Origin of the sequence: Nostoc sp. KVJ20 (assembly GCF_001712795.1) — a bacterium.
Lineage (GTDB): Bacteria > Cyanobacteriota > Cyanobacteriia > Cyanobacteriales > Nostocaceae > Nostoc.
Genome location: NZ_KV757699.1, coordinates 1 through 19,457, shown reverse-complemented (window position 1 = coordinate 19,457; position 19,457 = coordinate 1). Strand labels below are relative to the sequence as shown.

Annotated in this window: 17 protein-coding genes and 1 pseudogene; 9 read left to right on the top strand and 9 right to left on the bottom strand. The window is 39.8% G+C overall.

What is annotated here, in order from left to right:
* Both A4S05_RS29600 and A4S05_RS29595 read left to right on the top strand, forming a co-directional pair.
* Nucleotides 1–235: transposase (locus tag A4S05_RS29600; RefSeq protein WP_176727146.1), on the top strand; the 235-nt coding region annotated here is incomplete at its 5' end.
* Nucleotides 222–1,769: pseudogene (locus A4S05_RS29595) on the top strand (pentapeptide repeat-containing protein); the annotation flags it as partial. The gene A4S05_RS29600 and the pseudogene A4S05_RS29595, both read left to right, overlap by 14 nt.
* A gap of 791 nt (nucleotides 1,770–2,560) precedes the next feature.
* Here A4S05_RS29595 and A4S05_RS29590 read toward each other — a convergent pair.
* The 5 genes from A4S05_RS29590 to A4S05_RS29570 form a co-directional block, all read right to left on the bottom strand.
* Complete coding sequence (locus tag A4S05_RS29590) at nucleotides 2,561–3,718, bottom strand: cysteine desulfurase family protein (protein WP_069073346.1); 1,158 nt, start codon at nucleotides 3,716–3,718, stop codon at nucleotides 2,561–2,563.
* 5 nt (nucleotides 3,719–3,723) lie between these two features.
* Nucleotides 3,724–4,350: a restriction endonuclease subunit R gene (locus tag A4S05_RS29585; RefSeq protein ID WP_069073345.1), complete on the bottom strand. Its 627-nt coding sequence runs from the start codon at nucleotides 4,348–4,350 to the stop codon at nucleotides 3,724–3,726.
* Nucleotides 4,351–4,425: 75 nt separating this feature from the next.
* Entirely contained in the window at nucleotides 4,426–5,082 is a 657-nt protein-coding gene (locus A4S05_RS29580) for a type I restriction endonuclease (protein ID WP_069073344.1), read from the bottom strand.
* A gap of 70 nt (nucleotides 5,083–5,152) precedes the next feature.
* Entirely contained in the window at nucleotides 5,153–5,632 is a 480-nt protein-coding gene (gene bcp, locus A4S05_RS29575) for a thioredoxin-dependent thiol peroxidase (RefSeq protein WP_069073343.1), read from the bottom strand.
* Nucleotides 5,633–5,777: 145 nt separating this feature from the next.
* Nucleotides 5,778–7,559, bottom strand: coding sequence for a serine/threonine-protein kinase (locus A4S05_RS29570; RefSeq protein WP_069073342.1), 1,782 nt, complete (start codon nucleotides 7,557–7,559; stop codon nucleotides 5,778–5,780).
* Nucleotides 7,560–7,803: 244 nt separating this feature from the next.
* Between A4S05_RS29570 and A4S05_RS29565 the strand changes: the two genes are divergently transcribed.
* The 3 genes from A4S05_RS29565 to A4S05_RS29550 all read left to right on the top strand — a co-directional run bounded on the left by A4S05_RS29565 (nucleotide 7,804) and on the right by A4S05_RS29550 (nucleotide 10,072).
* A complete protein-coding gene (locus A4S05_RS29565; RefSeq protein WP_069073341.1) occupies nucleotides 7,804–8,658 on the top strand; it encodes an FAD-binding domain-containing protein in 855 nt (284 codons plus the stop codon).
* Nucleotides 8,655–9,083: a hypothetical protein gene (locus A4S05_RS29560; protein WP_069073340.1), complete on the top strand. Its 429-nt coding sequence runs from the start codon at nucleotides 8,655–8,657 to the stop codon at nucleotides 9,081–9,083. Before A4S05_RS29565 ends, A4S05_RS29560 begins: the two co-directional genes overlap by 4 nt.
* Before the next feature lie 668 nt (nucleotides 9,084–9,751).
* The gene (locus A4S05_RS29550) at nucleotides 9,752–10,072 is read left to right on the top strand and encodes a hypothetical protein (protein WP_069073338.1); all 321 of its coding nucleotides are present in this window, start codon (nucleotides 9,752–9,754) and stop codon (nucleotides 10,070–10,072) included.
* A gap of 84 nt (nucleotides 10,073–10,156) precedes the next feature.
* Here the strand turns inward: A4S05_RS29550 and A4S05_RS29545 are convergent, their stop codons facing one another.
* The 4 genes from A4S05_RS29545 to A4S05_RS29530 form a co-directional block, all read right to left on the bottom strand.
* Entirely contained in the window at nucleotides 10,157–10,486 is a 330-nt protein-coding gene (locus A4S05_RS29545; RefSeq protein ID WP_069073337.1) for a DUF2103 domain-containing protein, read from the bottom strand.
* A gap of 5 nt (nucleotides 10,487–10,491) precedes the next feature.
* Entirely contained in the window at nucleotides 10,492–10,818 is a 327-nt protein-coding gene (gene clpS / locus A4S05_RS29540) for an ATP-dependent Clp protease adapter ClpS (protein WP_069073336.1), read from the bottom strand.
* A gap of 188 nt (nucleotides 10,819–11,006) precedes the next feature.
* Nucleotides 11,007–13,037, bottom strand: coding sequence for an FAD-dependent oxidoreductase (locus A4S05_RS29535; RefSeq protein WP_069073335.1), 2,031 nt, complete (start codon nucleotides 13,035–13,037; stop codon nucleotides 11,007–11,009).
* Nucleotides 13,038–13,256: 219 nt separating this feature from the next.
* On the bottom strand, nucleotides 13,257–14,444 hold the full coding sequence (locus A4S05_RS29530; RefSeq protein ID WP_256091243.1) for a glycosyltransferase: 1,188 nt from the start codon (nucleotides 14,442–14,444) through the stop codon (nucleotides 13,257–13,259).
* Between the two features lie 916 nt (nucleotides 14,445–15,360).
* Between A4S05_RS29530 and A4S05_RS29525 the strand changes: the two genes are divergently transcribed.
* The 4 genes from A4S05_RS29525 (at nucleotide 15,361) to A4S05_RS29510 (ending at nucleotide 19,356) form a co-directional block, all read left to right on the top strand.
* On the top strand, nucleotides 15,361–16,644 hold the full coding sequence (locus A4S05_RS29525; protein WP_069073334.1) for a proton extrusion protein PcxA: 1,284 nt from the start codon (nucleotides 15,361–15,363) through the stop codon (nucleotides 16,642–16,644).
* A gap of 165 nt (nucleotides 16,645–16,809) precedes the next feature.
* Nucleotides 16,810–17,286: a hypothetical protein gene (locus tag A4S05_RS29520; protein WP_069073333.1), complete on the top strand. Its 477-nt coding sequence runs from the start codon at nucleotides 16,810–16,812 to the stop codon at nucleotides 17,284–17,286.
* A gap of 425 nt (nucleotides 17,287–17,711) precedes the next feature.
* Nucleotides 17,712–18,623 carry a polyphosphate kinase 2 family protein gene (locus A4S05_RS29515; RefSeq protein WP_069073332.1) on the top strand — a complete coding sequence of 304 codons (912 nt, stop codon included), beginning with the start codon at nucleotides 17,712–17,714 and terminating at the stop codon, nucleotides 18,621–18,623.
* 106 nt (nucleotides 18,624–18,729) lie between these two features.
* Nucleotides 18,730–19,356 (top strand): chemotaxis protein CheB, encoded by a 627-nt coding sequence (locus A4S05_RS29510; protein WP_069073331.1) that lies wholly within the window; start codon nucleotides 18,730–18,732, stop codon nucleotides 19,354–19,356.
* Nucleotides 19,357–19,457 lie beyond the last annotated feature (101 nt).

Sequence of the window (19,457 nt, the reverse complement as noted above, 5' to 3'; positions counted from 1 at the left end):
TATTGAAAAATTAATCGAATCTGTTGGAGCTAAATTAATTTATTTGCCACCATATTCTCCTGATTTTTCACCAATTGAAAACTGTTGGTCAAAAATTAAAACTTCACTACGTTCTATTGGAGCTAGAAGTTATCCAGACTTAGCAAAAGCAATTGAAACTGCTTTTACTCAAGTCTCGTTAACTGATATTTATAATTGGTTTACCCATTCTTGTTACTGTACTTCACCAGACTGAGAAATGCTATATCTCAATACTAGGTGAGTTTGGCACTGGTAAAACTTGGTTGACTTTGCACTATGCTTGGACTGCTCTACAACGCTATCGTGATGCCAAAGAACGGAAAAGTGAACGACCTCGGATTCCATTGGTTATTCCTTTACGCGACTATGCTAAAGCAGTCAGTGTTGAGTCTTTGTTTTCAGAGTTCTTTTTTCGCAAGTATGAAATTCCTATTCTTGGTTACTCTGTATTTGAGCAACTCAACCGGATGGGGAAATTACTACTCATCTTTGATGGATTTGATGAGATGGCAGATCGGGTAGATAACCAAAAGATGATTAATAACTTCTGGGAGTTAGCTAGGGTTGTTGTACCTGGTTCTAAAGCAATTCTTACCTGCCGAACAGAACACTTTCCAGAAGCTAAAGATGGTCGAGCTTTATTAAATGCAGAATTAGAAGCTTCTACTTCTGCTCTCACTGGTGAACCTCCACAATTTGAGGTGCTAGAACTAGAGAAATTCAACGATGACCAAATTCGTCAGGTGCTATCATTTCGAGCGGGAGTTTCCACTGTTGAACAGATAATGGAAAACCCCCAACTTTTAGACTTAGCCCGTCGCCCAGTGATGACTGAACTAATTCTGGAAGCTCTACCTGATATTGAAGCAGGAAATCCAGTAGATATGTCACGTATTTATCTCTATGCTGTACGCAACAAGATGGAGCGAGATATAAAGGCAGAGCGTACTTTTACCTCATTAGCTGATAAACTCTATTTTCTATGTGAGTTGTCGTGGGAGATGCTGTCAACTGATCAGATGAGTCTTAACTACCGACTTTTCCCTGATCGGATACGCCGTCTTTTTGGTCATGCCGTGCAGGAGGAAAAATATCTAGACCACTGGCATTTTGACATGATGGGTCAGACTATGCTCATCCGTAATGCAGATGGTGACTATTCACCAGCGCATCGCTCCCTTTTAGAGTTTTTTGTCGCCTACAAATTTGCTGCTGAATTAGGGGTTATAGCTCCTGACTTTGCCGAGTTAGCTAAAGCACAATCTCACTTAAGTGAGAGTGTTTCATCTGACTATACTTGGTCATCTTATTTTCATCGGGAATGTGATGAAAATGGCAATATTAAACCTATTTTATGTCTGCAAGAGTTTATTCCTGAAGAAATAGAATTGCTAGCAGAAACTGTGGGTAAAGAAACACTAAATACAGACTTTTTTAGTAATAATCACGACAAGCTAGTAAATATAAGACGGAATAATGCTATCTTTGAATTGATAGGAAATATGATTTCTTCAGACAACGAAAAGGTCAAGGCTAGATTATTGACTATAATTACAGAAACCTGTGGTAAAACTTCACAAGAAGTAGGTATAGTTGGTGGTAATGTTGCCAGCCTTTTAGTGCAATATGATCCTATTAGTCTGAGAGGAAAAAATCTAGCTGGTGCGAATTTAAGGTATGCAAACTTTTCTGAAGCTGATCTCACAGAATGCAATTTAGATAATACTGATTTAAGTAATGCTAGATTTGATAGTCAATCTAGAATGTTAGACGCTACCCTACGAAATAGTAACTTAAACAATTTGATACTAGGAGACCTTTTAATCGGTTGGATTTCAAAAATACCTTTAAATAAAACACCCTCATTATTAACTACTCGGAATCCTGATACACCAGCTATCTTTTTTTATTACCCTCATGGGCTTAATCCTTCAGATAGACCAAATTTACCTTTTAAAGTTAAACAGAATGAAATAGTTGTTGCTTATGGAGAAAATAGATTATTAAAATGGAACTATAGAATTAAATCAGTGTACATTTTAAATGAGGAAGTTCATCAAGAAGTTCTTAAAATTCTTACTGTTGAAGGTGAAGATGTTTATCTTGAACTAAAAACTGGTCTAAATTTACCTGTTGATGAAGCTACAAGCTTTTTAAGGTCTTGGCGTTGTGCAGATTTTACAGGAGCGATAGGGCTTGGTGAACGCGAAATTTACATATTAAAAATATTAGGCGCTATTAGTCTACCTAATACTTCTTACAATCCCCGCAATGATAGTAAGCTAAACTTCGGCTTAAGACACAATGAGGGTGAATACGACCTTGATGAATTGTTGTGAGTTTAAAAGTCTGGGGTTACAGCGCTTCCGGCTATTATGCAATACAATTTTCTTCTTACCTCTCTCCTATCATAGCTTTCAGCTTTGAGGCTGTACCTCATAGCCGCCGGAAGTGCTGTATACAAACGAACAACACCAAAAGCTCCCAAACCTAACACCTTATTTTATTTTAATCAGGTTAGAGATAGGGTAGGTCATGCTTACCGTTTATTTTGTAAACTTTGAATAGTAGCGATCGCATGTTTAGCTACAATATCAATCTCCTCTTGGGTATTAAACCTGCCAATACCAAACCTTATCGAGGCATAAGCTAACTGTTGGGGGTGTCCCAATGCTGTGAGAACATGGGAAGGTGCAGTATTTGCCGACGAGCAAGCAGATCCAGAAGATACGGCCATTACTGGCTGCAATCCTAGCAAAAGTGCGGCTCCATCCACTCCCTCAACACTGATACTCAAGTTTCCCGCCAATCGCTGTTGCGGATGTCCGTTGAGATGAATTCCTTCAACTTGCGAAAGCTGTTCCCACAATCTTTGTCTTAACTGGGTGAGGCGTTGGGTTTCTGTCCCTTGTTCAGCCAAAGCGATTTCTACAGCTTTCCCAAAGCCGACAATTTGCGGTGTATACAATGTACCAGAACGCATCCCGCGCTCATGTCCACCACCGTGCTGCTGGGGAGCCAGTTGTACTCTGGGGTTGCGTCTGCGGACGTACAGCGCTCCAATGCCTTTGGGGCCATATACTTTATGTGCTGTTAGCGACATCAAGTCAATTTTCATCGCTTGCACATCCAAGGGAATTTTACCAATAGCTTGAGCAGCATCGGTGTGAAAAATGATGTTGTGTTCATGGCACATTTCGCCAATTTCTGCTAAAGGCTGTAACACGCCAATTTCATTATTTGCAGCCATCACCGATACCAAAATTGTCTCAGGACGGAAAGCTTTTTTTAACTCAGTTAAATCAATCAATCCATCTTTTTGGACAGGGAGAATAGTAATTTCAAAACCAAGACTTTTTAAATAATTACAAGGATCAATAACTGCACTATGTTCCGTGGCAACAGTAATAATATGCTGACCTTTTTTAAAATAAGCTTCAGCAACACCTTTAACAGCTAAATTATTTGCTTCTGTTGCACCACTCGTAAACACAATTTCTTCTGGTGTAGCGTTAATTGCTGCTGCTAAAATTTCTCGCGTTTGCTTCACAGCGGCTTCTGCTTCCCAACCATAAACATGACCAATACTTGCTGGGTTTCCAAATTTTTCTGTGAAGTAGGGAAGCATTGCTGCTAGTACCCGTTCATCTACGGCTGTAGTAGCGTGAGAATCAAGATATATAGGACGAATAGACATAATTATTAACTCAAACTTTGACTCAAATTTTTTAATACGCTTAGAACTTGATACAGTTCACTTTTTCTCTTCAACAGCGTAAATTCATCATACAATGCATACTTTGGGATATTTTGTTTAGTCAGTTTTATAAAAATGAAATGGCTACCATTTGTTACTAATCCAAAAGTAGGTTTATCTTTATTAGGATTAGCCAACATATAAACAAGTGCTTGAGGTATGGCTTCTAAAAGAGAAAAGCTAGACCTTTTAGATTCAATTACTAACAACCAGAATTGTTCTTGAATAACTAGAACATCAATTCTACCTCTAATGATTTCTCCTTCATCTTCCGCAGAAATTTCTATTGATTCCTCGCCTCTCATATAAAAAGGCTCATCATAAAACCCAGCTAAATTGAGTAAAGGAGATAAAACTACTAATTTAACCGTTTCTTCTGACAAAGGAGGACGCTTAACTAAACGGAGAAAATGAAGTTTTATTCTGTCTAAACCTTGCTTTTCTAAATCTGTAATTTCCGGTAAATTTTCAAACCATTCTGTGAAAAATGCCTCATCTTCGGCTAGCTGTAGGCTAAATCTTTCTTCCAAATAGGCAAGCCCGACATTTTGTGCTTGGATAAATTGAACCATAATTTATTTACAAGATGCAATATAACTATTACGAAACTGTTCTAGTATTAATCTAGATAAAAATAGCAAAGAAAATTAACTTAAAAGTTGACCTATCTTTTTTAATATATTCAAAACTTTATATAATTCATTTTCGCGTCTATATAAAGTAAATCTATCAGATAAAGCATATATTGGTTTATTTTGTTTTATCAACTTGATGAATTGGAAATCTTCTCCATTCATTACTAAGGAATATGTAGGATGATCAGGCTGAGGATTTGCCAACATATAAGTTAGTGCTTGAGGAATCGCCTTTGCCAAGGAAAAACTAGACCTTTTAGATTCAATTATCAATAACCATAGCTGATCTTGGAGAACTAAGACATCAATTTTACCTTTAATAATTTCTTTAGTATCTTCGGTAGTTACTTCATCATCAATGATAAAATCTTCACTAATTTCTACACTTTCTTCAGTAGCAATATAAAAAGGAGGACGATAAAAACCAGCTAAATCTAACAACGGAGATAATACTACCAATTTTACTGCTTCTTCTAAAAGAGGAGCATTTTCAAGGACGTTAAGATAGTTATTTTTAACTCTGTCTAAATATTGCTTTTCTAATTCGGAAACTTCAGGGATATAGTCAAACCACTCTGTAAAAAATTGCTCATCTTCAGATTTATAGAGAGCAAATTTTTTCTTTAAATAGGCAAAAGTAACATTTTGGGCTTGGATGACTTGAATCATATTTATTTCAACTTGCAAAAAGTCTAATTCCTGACTTTAATTATCACGCAGTTTCTAGCATCCAGCCGCGTTACGTAGCTGCTAATTCCCGTAATTTAGTTAAAACTGCTTGAGCATGACCTTTGGTTTTTACGTTAGGCCAAGTATAGACAATAATTCTATCAGGTGAAATTAGAAAAGTTGACCGAGCAACACCCATATATTCTTTGCCCATAAACTTCTTTAAGCGCCAAGCGCCGTAGGCTTCGATTAAAAGATGTTCTGGGTCACTTAAAAGGGTGATTGACAAGTTATGTTTGCTGATAAATTTACAATGGGACTTAGCCAAATCTGGACTTACGCCTAAGATTTTTGCTCCTAGTGCGCTGAAGTCTTGATACAACTCGGTGAAATCTTTCGCTTCGGTGGTACAGCCTGGTGTGTCATCTTTGGGGTAGAAGTAGAGGACAATCCACTGACCGCTGAGGTCTTCGAGAGTGACTGAATTGCCATTTTGGTCAGGGGTGGAGAAATCTGGCGCTCGTTGTCCGACTTGGGGAATGTTGCTCATGATGGGTGTGTGAGAGATTGCGACCGTTTTAGAATTGTACATAAATTGAGCGATCGCACGTAACCACTAATTACGAATAGTATTAATTTTGGTTGAATAATAGCAAAACCCAAACAATCTAGAAGCAATTTTTACTTACAAGCTACTACTTAATTGACAAGGTAAAGGTATCAAGACTTGCTTCAAAGATTGGTAATCTTTGTTCAAATTCATCTGCCCCAGTAGAAAAAATTACATTCCAAATAGTCCTCCCATCTTTAATGATATAATATATTTGTTTTCCGCTTCTAGCTAGTGATGTTTCTGTGATTATCCGTCCTACCTGATAACCTTCAACCGACCCAGTTTTCATATCCACTATACGAATCTGAGCAGGAAACTTCTTGCTTTCCTCTTGTAAGTAAGTTTCTAAATTAATTGTAGGATTTACTTGTTCATTTGAGACAATTACATTAGTTAGGAAGCCTGAGCCACCCTTGATCGAGTCGAAAGCCCAAATTGGAAAAGCTGAGGGATTTTGTTGTAATTGTTGAGCAAAATGCTCAAATTTGGGATTGTAACTGCCTAACTTATGCATTGATTTATATAAATCCGCACCTTCCCAACTAGGAGGCAACCATAATTCTGCACCACTACCCTCAAACTTCTTCCAACCAGATGGAACTCCTGGGGGAATATTTTCCTCGGAAATAGAAGGTTGTTGGCTAGTGGAATCAGTATTTGCTTGCTCAGAATTATTTGTCGATTCATCTGAATTACTTGCTTGTAGCTCAGTTGGTGTTGAAGTCACAACTGGTTGACTTGGATGAGAGTCAAATAACTTATAAATTCCCCGACTACCAAATTTAATTAAAAAAAGTATAGCGAAAGCAATTACTCCACCTGTGAATTGAGCAATCTGGCTAGAAAATATATTGGTTTCAGTTTTTGAAGATTCAACTTGAGTAGTCGCTGAGGTTTTAAGTTGCTTACTTTGTTTAGGCTTTTCTATTTCTGTAGGTGGTAATTGTGATGCTGAAGAACCAGTAGAATATGACTGCACAGTTGAATTAATTTCTGATAGACACCTCAAAATAATCTGGGCATTTTGAGGACGCTTGCCAGGAAATGCTTCCATCAGGTAATCAATCAAACCAGCTACCTGTTTAGATGTTTGTAAAGCACTGTCTCGCCACATTAACTTACCAGTTCGCGGGTCTTCAGAAAATTGATCTGGAGATTTGCCGGTAAGTAAATAAACAAATGTGCGACCGAGGGCGAAAAAGTCTGATTGTGGAACGGCTTTACCATTGGCTTGTTCTAGTGGTGTATAGCCTGGTGAAAAAATCCCTGTTATATTTTGCCCTACTGCTTTTTGATGATAGGTTTGTGTAACTTCTCTTGCTGTACCAAAGTCTATCAAAGCCAGATGTCCATCTGCTTTGAGCATAATATTTGGTGGTTTGATATCTCTATGAAAAAAGTTATGCTGATGCACTTCATGCAAAATATTTGCCAACTGAGTTAGCCATAAAAGTGCTAACTTTTCATCAATGGGGCGATTACTCCGTTGTTCCATATATTGATACAAGTCCAACCCCTCGATTTTTTCCATTACCAAGCAATGCAGTGGCGCTTGGCTATTTTTGGAAGAGAAGGTAAAGTACCCATCTCCCTTTGGAATCCCTGGATGATTCAGATGGCTTAAGACTTGTGCCTCTTGCTGAAACAGCGATACTGCCTTGGCATCATCCAGCATCAGAACTTTTAAGACTTTGAGGGTGTTAGCATAGTTGACTTCAAATGTCTTGGCAAAACCACCAGCACCTAATTGGCGAGTCACTCGATACCGTCCTTCCAAGAGCAATTCTGAGCCACAGGCTTGACAAAACAGTATATTTTCAGAATTTTGGGGTCTTGGGCAATGGGGATTAATGCAGAGGGTCATGGTGTTTTTTGCAACACAATTTGCCCTGACAGTCTAGCCTTACTGGGATATTCACGTCACCAGTAAAAATTAGGACAATGAACGATGCTTGTGGTTATTGCTAGCCCATACATTGATTCATCTGTGCTTATCATGAAAAAAGTTCTCTCATCAGGTTGAGAGCGATCGCTTGTATTTATTCGCGATAATAGTGACTTAGCCTACAAGTGTTTTTGTTTATCTATTTTCACCCTTCAAAGTTCACATGACTAAAGATATGCAACGCGAATTTACCAACCGCGATGAGTTGGTAGCCTACCTGCGCGAACAATTTCCAGGTGCAGCACAACGCGATCGCCACATCAGCGAAACTCTGGGGGGACGCAAAGCGGCACAAACAGCGCTGCAAAAAATCGATCCCCTTCGCTATGCCCAAACACGTAATTTCTTCACAGGCGCAGTCACGCGACTTTCGCCTTACATCCGCTATGGCGTTTTGAGTTTGCGAGAAATTCGAGATTATATCCTCAACCAAGTACAGCACCAAGATGATGCTACAAAACTAATTAACGAATTAGGCTGGCGCGACTATTGGCAACGGTTGTATATGAAGTTGGGGGATGAAATCTGGAAAGACCAGGAAGAGTACAAAACTGGTTACACTGTGGCTGAATATGCACCCGAATTGCCACAAGATATGAGAGAAGGAACTACAGGCAGAGTTTGCATTGACAATTTCAGTCGTGATTTGAGAGAAACTGGTTATTTACATAACCACGCGCGAATGTGGCTAGCGGCTTATGTTGTCCATTGGCGGCGTATTCGTTGGCAAGCAGGAGCCAAATGGTTTCTCGAACACCTTTTAGATGGAGATCCTGCTAGTAATAATATGTCATGGCAGTGGGTTGCCAGCACTTTTAGTCATAAACCATATTTTTTCAACCGTGAGAACTTAGAACGCTACACCAAAGGCGTTTATTGCCAGAAATGTCCCCTTTACGGTCATTGTGATTTTGAAGGCAGTTATGAAGAATTAGAACAGCGACTTTTTCCTAAAGGTGAATTTAGTAAACAACCTAATAGCCAAAGTTGGCAGCGTGGAAAGAAAGGTAAAAAATGAATAAACCAATTGTTTGGGTACATGGAGATTGTCTCAGTCCATATAATCCCACATTGCAAAAATACCCCAATGCCCCAGCTATCTGGGTTTGGGATGAGGCTTTGATAGAGGAATGGCAATTGAGTCTTAAACGTCTGACTTTTATCTACGAATGTTTACTAGAGTTACCTGTTGTTATTCGCCGTGGCAATGTGGCACTGGAAATTTTGGCTTTTGCTCAAGAACATGATGCCAATTTAGTTGTCACAGCCGATAGTCCCAGTCCCCGGTTTGATGATATCTGTAATCAAATAGAGCGTTCTATAGCAGTGGAAGTGCTAGAGGTAGAACCATTTTTTGACTATGACGGCTATATTGACTTGAAACGTTTCTCGCGCTATTGGAAAGTGGCTCAAAATTATGTTTATCAAAAGCCCTTACCCTAAATTCCTCTTATAAATTGGGCTACGGTGTACACACAAGTATAATTACCCCCCTTAATCCCCCCGATGCATTGGGGGGAAACAAGAAAATCTAGTTCCCTCCCCTTTCTAAGGGGAGGGTTAGGGTGGGGTAATTTGAGAACTTGTAGTGATTCGATAACTTGTGTGTACACCGTAGCCCAAATTGAGAGAAGGGAGTTGAGGGCAATTAATTTTACTTAAAAGATTTTGATTGATTTTTTAAGTAAGATTAACTCATAAGTTAATTACAACAATTGCTGCAATCATTTAAACGTTTCTTATACATGGAGGAGCAATTGTTGCAAAGTATTAAACATTTGCAGCAACTTCTTATACATTTCTTGGAAATACTTAAACCTTTCTTATATATGAAAGAGCAATTGTTGCAAAGTATTAAGCATTTGCAGCAATTGCTTATACATTTCTTGGAAATACTTAAACCTTTCTTATACATGAAGAAGCAATTGTTGCAAACACTTCAATTTTGGCAACTAGCCTTGAAGGTTAACTGAGTTATGAGTGCTGAGTTGCAAGTGAGATTTCTCACTCAGCACTCTTCAATCTATTGAGGTTTGTAAATAATTTGTATTTCTGGAAGGAATATTCCTTTAGACTGATCTTCAACTGGAAAAATGTGGGGATAAACACAAATGCATTCGTTAAATATATTTTGTCACGAATCTGTAGTTGCTGTTTCCTTTGTAGCTTGCATTATTGGACTGGTGTTACTGTGGGATAGTAAGCAAAAAACAAATGAGATGGAAGAAACAGAGCGGATTCTGTTTAGAATGAGCTTTAGTTACTGGTTGGTTTACTGTGTAGCTTTTGGCATAGAGAAAATGGTTTTACCTGATTGGGAATCTGTGCTGATGACTTTGAAAATAACTACGGCTCTGTCATATTTCTTAACTTTTTCTTGCATCGTTAGTCTGCCGCTACACAAATTTGCAGTACATCGGGTTGAGGAATAGTTATTGGGGATTAGGGATTGGGCATTGGGAATTGGGGATTGGGTAAAAAAGTGAGATTCCCAACTCAGCACCTATCGGGCATGATTAACATCTCATGGCGATCGCTAATGACGTTTCTAGTTGATCTTGGGATAAGGTCGTTAGGATAAACACCTCTTGTACTGTTTTCCCCTGCCGAGCGATGACTTTATAGCCCCCCCGAATCGGAACTGAGACACGCAGTTGCATTTTTGGACAATGACCTTTTGACCGCCCAATCACTCCCGGTGTCACGGTTTGGATACCATCGTGCTGACAAAGACGTTCTAAAATAGGGATAAGACCAGAAAGGTGTGTCGAATGATTCCAAACCAGTCTGGCAGCTTTTGCTTTTTGCGAAGCCGTTCCGAGAGGATCTACGGGGGTTTTGCCCATGATAATTAAGCTGCTTCTAGAGGTGCCATTGTCAAACCTGCTCGGCGCAGCTGCTGATGATAGAGTTCCGCAGGTTCTTGGGGCCCGACCCAGACGATCGCTTGACCTTCATAGTGTACCTGATTAGTCAGATCCCACGCGCGATCGCCAGTCATCCCCGGAATATATTTCATCAAACATTCAGACACGTGTTGGAATGTATTAAAATCATCGTTTAATACAATCACTTTGTAATTCGGATAAGTCTTACGGGTAACTTGATTAGACCGTTCAGGAGCTACAGTTGGTGCTGTGGCCATCCCGTAAACATCTGCTGAAAGTGTCATAACCATACAACAATTGGTCAAGAGTATTTTACAAAACTACACTATAAGTAATTAGTTTAGTTTATTGTCTGGGAAGTGGGGAATGGGGAATGGGGAATGGGGAATGGGGAATGGGGAAAAGAATTAATAACCAATGCCCAATGCCCAATGCCCAATGCCCCATGCCCCATGCCCAATGCCCAATGCCCAATGCCCTATTTCCAATTATCCCAGTTTTGGTTAAAAATAGATGTATCTGGGAAAGCGGTAGGGTTGCCATTTTTTTGTAAAAGCTGTTTGAGTGCTTCTAGCTGTGGCTCTTGTTTGGGTAAGTCATCGACTAATTGGTAAGGTGCGATCGCATTTTTGATGGCAAAACTAGCGACAGTTCCCGCAGCTGCGCCAGCCGACCATTCAAAGGAATGTACCCGATAGGCAGCAGCAGCAATATGACTAGTACCAATACTTTTGCCTCCTACCAGCAAATTGTCGATTTTCTGAGGAATCATCGCCCTGAGAGCAATTTGGAAGGGATAAGCTTGACCTGCACCGCGTCTTTCGCCTGGACGTTCTATATTACCAGGGGCTTCTGGGGGACTATTCAGCATACAAGGATGGAAATCTATCGCGTAGTGACCAATACCCACAGAATCGGGGAAGATGGTAGAACGAGTCCGTCGCATTGCTTTGTCTGGTGTAACTTGACCGTCAATTACTGATACTGCTTCCAAACCTGCAACTGCTGCTCGTAGCCGACGATACATATCTGCTGGCAGAGTCTTTGAATAATACTCATCATTGTAATCTCGGCGGGAAATATCAATTTCCCAGATAGCAAAGCCTTCCGGTTGTCCCCAACTAGGGCGGCCAATAATGCGCCGTCCTTCTCGCATATAGGGATATTTCGATAAGCCATGTGCTGTCCCCATTGGCGAATTTAAACCTGAAACAAAGCGGTTATTAGTTCGCTGTTGCTTTACACCCTCCCCTAGTTGAGAATCTGTAGTCCCGGCTACCAACCAGTAATAGTAAGATAGGGCATTTTCCTCACCTCTGCGGAGAGTTTCTGTCCGCAGTCCTCCCATCCACCCCCCTGGCTGTAATTGCCCAGTACCTTGTAACTGTTGGCGAGTGTAAATTAGGTTATCCTGGGCTGTTCCGGGGCGGTAGTCGTTACCCCAAGTCCAGTTTTGCATGGAAATATCCCCTGGTGTCGCCGCAGTAAAACTTACGCCACCGAATTTTGCTGGTTGACCCTTGTTTGGACTCCAAATGCGACGATAGGTAAAAACTAAATCAAAGTTAGCTAGTCGTGCTAATTCATAGCTGAAATATGGTGCATATTGTAAATAAAATGGGGGCATTGTCTGCGGTTGCGCTTCCTTGGTTGCCTCCATTGCAAAGGTGTAGGTAAAGCCTTGAGTGCAATAGGGGTCATTATTAGCGCTGGATGCAGAAGGTTCTAGGTAGGAACGGGCATCAATGCCTAATCGATAGGGAACATCAGCAAGGGCGATAATTTCCCCAGTTTCGCTAGCGTCTACAACGTACCATTTAGGAGCATTCTCTTTTGCTGCTTTGGGGATGAAGCGGACAATAGTTTTAGTAAACCGAGATGAGTTTTCGTAGCGATAAGCATCTTCAATGCTTTGAGATAAAGTAAAAGTATTGAGAGGTGGTGCGCCTTTTGGTGGTTGATGTTGGATTGCGATCGCACCATTAATTATTTTGCCATCAGCAGCGATTTCTAAATCTTTAATCACCGTGTTGGGAAACCATTGCAACTTCCCTTTGCCTTTCTTTTCGGCATCTTTGAGCATCTGCGTCAAAATGGTGTGAGCGTCACGGGGAAGAAAGCACGAGTCACTTACCCAACAGTCACCTGGATTAAGTTCTCCGTATTTACGCTGAATGCGGTTTCGCAATTCCAGATAACCGCGAGAATAAAATTGTTGGGAACGTTGAGTTGGTCGTTCATCTAATGCAGATGTCCCTTGAGCAGAAATTTGTCCCCCCAGCCAGTCAGTAATTTCTGTGAGGCAAACTGTTCGTCCTGCTAGCAACCCCTCGTAAGCTGTGGCTACACCGGAAAGTCCACCACCCACAACTAAAATCTCGCAATTTACACTTTTATCTGGGGTTCTGGGTGGTGTGGCGATCGCAGAATCAAATGCAACTAAACTAGATATTAAATTGAGACTGATCAGCGATGTCAAGCTAAAAGCTACTTCGTGTCTACGTATCATATTAAAAAAAACACTCCAAATCCTGTGTCACCTTGTAGAAGGTAGCATTCAGCAAATGTTCATTACAAGCTTATTAAATTGGGTATGGGGCATTGGGAATTATGAAGAAGGGTAAAGGGGAAGGGGGAAGGGGAAAGGGGTTTGTTTCTTTACCCTTTACCCTTTACCCTTTACCCTTTACCCTTTAACCTTTAACCTTTAACCTCATCTCCCTCACATCTACATCAGCTCCATCTCGTGTAACCCCTGGCGTAGTCTCTTCGCTTCTTCGGGATTATACCTTTCATGAAGGGCGATCGCTTTTCTAAAAGCTGTTAAACTATCTTGATGATTACCAACTTTGAGCAACACTACCCCTAAATTTTGATAAGCTTCGGCATAGTTGGGATTTAACCCGATGGCATTTTTATAATATGCGATCGCGTCTATAAATAAACCCAAAGCTTTAAATGTCATCGCCAAATTATAATGTCCAACAACAAAAGTAGGGTCAATTTTCAAAGTTGTAGCGTAAGCGGTTTTTGCACCGTTGAAATCCCCTGCTGCTTTGAGTAAGTTGCCCAAGTTGTTGTATGCTCCCAATTTGAGCATGGGATAAATTGGCAATTTGATGGCAGCTTGATAGTGAGAAATAGCTTGTGGGAATTTTTTCAACCGATTGTAGGCAATACCTAAATGATAGTGGAGTTCATATAAAATATCGTAGTTGTCTTCAACAACGGTGATTCCTCGTCTCAGTAACTCCATACCTTGGGTAATTTTCCCAGTTTGTACATACAATGCCCCTAATTTACTGCAAACATAGGGATCATCAGGATGAGTTGCGAGAAATCCTTCCATCGCCGTAGCGGCTTTAGCATATTTGTTATTTTGAGCGATCGCACTTTTTTGATATCCTACGTGTGAAAGTGCCACTCCTGGTAAATAGCCCACTTGCCAATGGGGTTCTTTAGTTAAAATTGCTGCCACACTATCATCCACTAAGGCATGATAAGGACGGTCAAAGCGAATATCTGGATGATTGCGGAATAGCCTGGAAACCAGAGAATAGGGAGATTGTTCTGCACCAACTTCATGGCGGACGAGGTTGATTAGCAGATATTCATCTCTCGCGATCGCCTCTTGTAACTGCGGTACAATTGCTGGATTCAGAGTTTCATCAGCATCTAATACCAGAATCCAATCACCAGTGACATATTTTAGAGCTGCATTGCGAGCAGCACTAAAGTCATTACACCATTTAAAATGATGGACTTTTGCACCGAGTTGTTGGGCAATATTGGGAGTGCGATCGATTGAGCCTGTATCCAAGACTACCATTTCATCTACTACTTTTCTGACACTGCTGAGACATTTAGGCAGTGTTGATGCTTCATTTTTCACAATCATGCACAGACTGAGTTTCATATTGCCAATAAATTCTCGGTTCAGATTTTTTGCTTGTTGTAGTGACCAACTTTTATTTTGTGCCGATATGGCGAGAGGCTGCGCTATGCACTAAATCGTCTCACACCTCTTGCCAAAATGGGGAAAAGACCTTGCGTGCTAGCTCCCCTACATCAAGCTGTAAAGTGTAATTTTAATCTGTGTCACCAAAACAGGGAGTAGGGAGTGGGGAGTGGGGAGTAGGAATAAAGTTGCCCTTGGGAGGAACATCCCTACAGTCATTGGCCCCGGCGAAAGCTGGGTTGCGATCGAGTAGGCAATAAAGTTGCCCTTGGGAGAAACATCCCTACTCCCTCTTCCCTCTTCCCTACTCCCTACTCCCTACTCCCTCATTAAACTATTGACAGATAATCTACACACCTTATTTATGATATTGAAATAAATTAATTTTTCGTAGTTAATTTTTTGTTACAAAAACCAGAGCTACGACTTACCCTACTAGTATTTCAAATAAATAGTCATATATATTAGAACTTACGCACTGTACAACTTAATCATCGTATGAATATACGAGAATGGGTCGTTTCAGCCTTTTATTAATCGTTCTTCGATGGTCAGATGTAGGGGTTAAAGCACATTGCTCATGCGTGTCAACTTAAGCCAAAAATAGTGTACTGATTAGGTGTTGTTCACCCGCCAGGGAATATAATTCCCTGACTAATTCCTCAAGTCTACTGAAGTAGACTAAAAATTTTCGCGCTCTTTAGTCCTCTTCAGAGGACTTTAGCTATGAGACAGGGATTTACAATCCCTGGCGGACGTGAGGTTTCGCGTTAAATTGACACCAATGAGCAATGTGCTTTACCCCTACGACAGACGTGCTTTTTCAAAGAATTCATATTTGGTATTTTCTGTCAATGCGTAAGTCATATATATAATGAAAAATTCATTCGCAAAAACACCAGCATTATTCCGCCGAAGACTCAAAAGATACTTGCGATCGCTTAAACATTGGTTTTTAGATACACCAGAAAGGGCACTATTAGAAGCTCAAGAAGCAGCTCAGAGAATTAGAAACATCGAGATCGAACATTTTGGTAACAAAAAAATATCTTCAGAGTCAGTAAAGTATACTGAGAATGTCATGTCGTATTGGCAAGTATACCTTGATAAAAATTTAACTATTATCAAGTTCAGACTTGCAGAATTCCAGATGAGTCGGGGGATTATCAATATTTCTAACTCTGTTTTATTAGAAACACTAAAGGACATTGATAAAGTTGTCGAAAAGTACGCTATAAAAGATGAAATAATTAGTAATAGCGCATTAAAATCAACTTCTAAACCCCCACAAATTAACCGTACTGAAATTAACAAACAGCCAGACTCATCTAATACAAATGATGTTAAAGCAACGCTTCAATCTGAAAATAATAGAGTGTTTCAGAGGTCTATAAGCAAAGCATTTAATAGAGTTAAATCAGATTTTTCGCCGCAGTCAGAAGAAGAATTTGTCAGGAAGTATAGAGTTTCTAGCAACAGAACAACAATTGCCTTAAGATTTTTGATAACTCTTATTGTTGTACCACTTTTAGCTCAATATTTATCTAAGCAATTTTTAGTAACTCCAATATTAGAAAAGATGAGAGGAGATAATACAACTCAAATTTTTATCAATTCTGACATGGAAAAAAAAGCTCTCCATGAATTATATATTTTTCAAGAAGAACTTAGATTTGAATATTTGCTTAATCAAGCTCCACCACTTTCTTCAGAGACAACACAAGAAAAAATTAAAAATAAAGCAGTTGAAATGTCTGAAGAATTCCGCGCAAAAACTAATAGTAGTGTTGGTAATGTTTTTGCTGACTTAATATCACTACTTTCTTTTAGTATAGTTGTCGCTCTGAGCAAAAAAGAAATTGTGATGTTTAAATCTTTTTTGGATACCATTGTCTATGGTCTTAGCGATAGCGCTAAGGCTTTTTTGATTATTCTAGTTACAGATATATTTGTAGGATTTCACTCACCAGAGGGCTGGGAAGTCTTACTTGCAGGATTCTCAGAACATTTAGGTCTGCCAACCAGTAGAAATGTAATATTTTTCTTTATTGCTACATTTCCCGTGATTTTAAACACTATCTTTAAATACTGGATATTCCGCTATCTCAGTCGTTTATCTCCGTCGGCATTAGCTACGTTAAAAGAGATGGACGAGTAATTTGTAATTATCCCAGTCATAAATTCGCTTACTTTGAGCAAAGAATAGGTTTTTTACCATAAAATAATTACGAATTACGAATTACGAATTACGAATTATTTCGACTCATTTTCATTCTGATTCGCTACGCTATGTATATATATCCTGGTTATTCCCAAGCGTGCTATGGATTTTGAAAGCAAAGCTAATGTTCCAACTCCTAAAGACAATATAGAGTTTGCTCAACCAACTACTACCCGTAAACCACTAGAATTGCTGCGAGATACAGAGGCTTTGCTACGTCGCCCAACTGTAGCAACACTGTCACCGATTTTGCCATCAAAACTTAGCAATAGATTCCAAGCAACCTCATCTTGGGCAGATGATTATTTTAAGGAACTGGCAGAAATTGACCTAGACACTATTAGTGATTTTGAACTGCGTCCTGCACGAATTCTTATCGGCTTGAGCTTGGTTGGTTTTGGAGCGCTGATGATATTGGTGCTGCTGCTGTATTTAAACACGTTGCATCCACAACTCAATACAGTTGAACAGATTCGGCAATATTGGTATCAATATGTTTGGTTTGTCAGTTTAGGCGTTACGGGGATGTTTCTCTTGGGTCGTGAAGCGATGCGTCCTATGCCAAAGCGACGTAAGTAACTAGTACCGCAAGGCGGAATTCGTAATTCGTAATGACGTTCCTGCGTCGCTAACGCTGCGCTAACGTAATTCGTAATTAATTGTTTGCAAGGGTTTCAGACATTTAAAATGGTGAGATAGCGCGGTCTTCTCCCAAAGGGAGCGGAATTTTTCTTGCTCCTCCCTTTCCGTTTCCCAGAGGGAGGCTGGGAGGGAGAGGTTCATCGAACTCACGTTAATTTAGACTTTTCAAATAACCTCTAATAAAGGTTTAGAAAGAGCTACAAAACTTGCCGATGACGAAGATGGGGACTTAAACCCACAGAATTGGTTAAAAGTGATGAATTTTGAATCAAAATTATTATTTAATTAATAAATTATAACTTTCAGTAATTAATACTTCAAAATGTGATTGTGTATTAAGTAGCCGTTACGAGATTCTATACATGAATCATGATGCTTTCATTGTTCCGCCAGGTTCAAAGATTTCTCTGAGAAAAAACTATGATCCAGCTTACAAGACTGATTTTCATGAAAAAACTGATGCTGCAATTAAATTACAGGCAGATATTGAACGACTAGCAAATTACCAAAATATTCTCTATGCTCAAAACACCCATGCTTTGTTAATTATTTTTCAAGCGATGGATGCTGCTGGCAAAGATAGCACTATTAAACATGTGACCTCTGGTGTGAACCCGCAAGGATTTCAGGTGTTTAGTTTTAAGGGGCCGAGTGCAGAAGAATTAGATCATGACTATCTGTGGCGATCAATGAAAGCTTTGCCAGAAAGAGGCCGAATTGGGATATTCAACCGTTCATACTATGAAGAAGTGCTAGTGGTTCGTGTCCATCCAGAAATGCTTAATAAACAACAACTTCCCCACTTCTCTCAGGGAAAGAAAATATGGAAGCAGCGTTTTGAAGAAATCAATAATTTTGAAAAATATTTGGTAACCAATGGTGTAATAATCCTGAAGTTTTTTCTGAATGTATCGAAAGCAGAGCAGAAAAAACGCTTTTTAGAACGGATTGAATCTCCTGAAAAACATTGGAAGTTTTCAGATAACGATGTCCGAGAACGAGCTTTTTGGGATGATTATATGAATGCTTATGAAGAGGTTTTTAACTACACTAGTACTAAATGGGCCCCTTGGTATATTATTCCTGCCGATCGCAAATGGTTTACCCGCCTGACCGTTGCCAATATTATCTGTACAAAATTAGAAGAACTAAATCTACAATACCCAACAGTTAGTGAGGAACATAGGCAGCAACTTTTACAGGCTAAACAGATTCTAGAGCAGGAAGATGAGCCTATAGACTTGATAGGTAAAGGCAAAAATATCTTAAAGTAGTTCGAGATATACTGTACAATTTATTGGAACAAGGATAAAAGATTGTAACTAAATTAATCCGATTTGTAACTAAAAAAGTTACTCAGATAGTTATAGCCGCAAAATCATGATTCAAATGGCAGAAAATGCCAAAAATCATCTACCTCACTTTAATCATGCTGCCTTTGATATTGTCGCGATCGCAGCTTCCGCAGGTGGTCTGACTGCTCTAGTTAAAGTGTTATCGACTCTACCCGCAAAATTTCCAGCCGCGATCGCTATTGTGCAACACCTTGACCCCCAACATCGCTCGTTCATGGCAGAAATTCTGAATCGGCGCACGGCTCTTACCGTCAAACAGGCAGAAGAGGGAGATTGTCTTACTCCAGGAACGGCTTATGTTGCCCCACCTAATCGTCATCTGTTGGTTAACGGTGATGGTACCCTTTCCTTGTCACAGTCGGAATTAGTACATTTTTTACGTTCTTCGGCTGACCTATTATTTGAATCAGTTGCAGCCACTTACAAAGATAGAGCGATCGCTATTGTGCTAACTGGAACGGGTAGCGATGGCGCAATGGGAGTAGAAGCGATAAAAAAAATGGGTGGCACTATTATTGTCCAAGACGCAAAAACCGCCGAATTTTCGGGGATGCCCTCCGCCGCAATTCAAACTGGCAAGGTAGATTTTATTCTCCCCCTTGATGAAATCTCCACCACCCTGATGACTTTGGTCATGGGAGAATGTAATTAGGTAGGGGGTAGGGGACACTTTCAAGGGTAGGGGTTTAAGAAAGAGGGAGAAAAGCAGGTAAAATACACAACTGTTGTCAGACCGCAAAAATATGCAAGTCA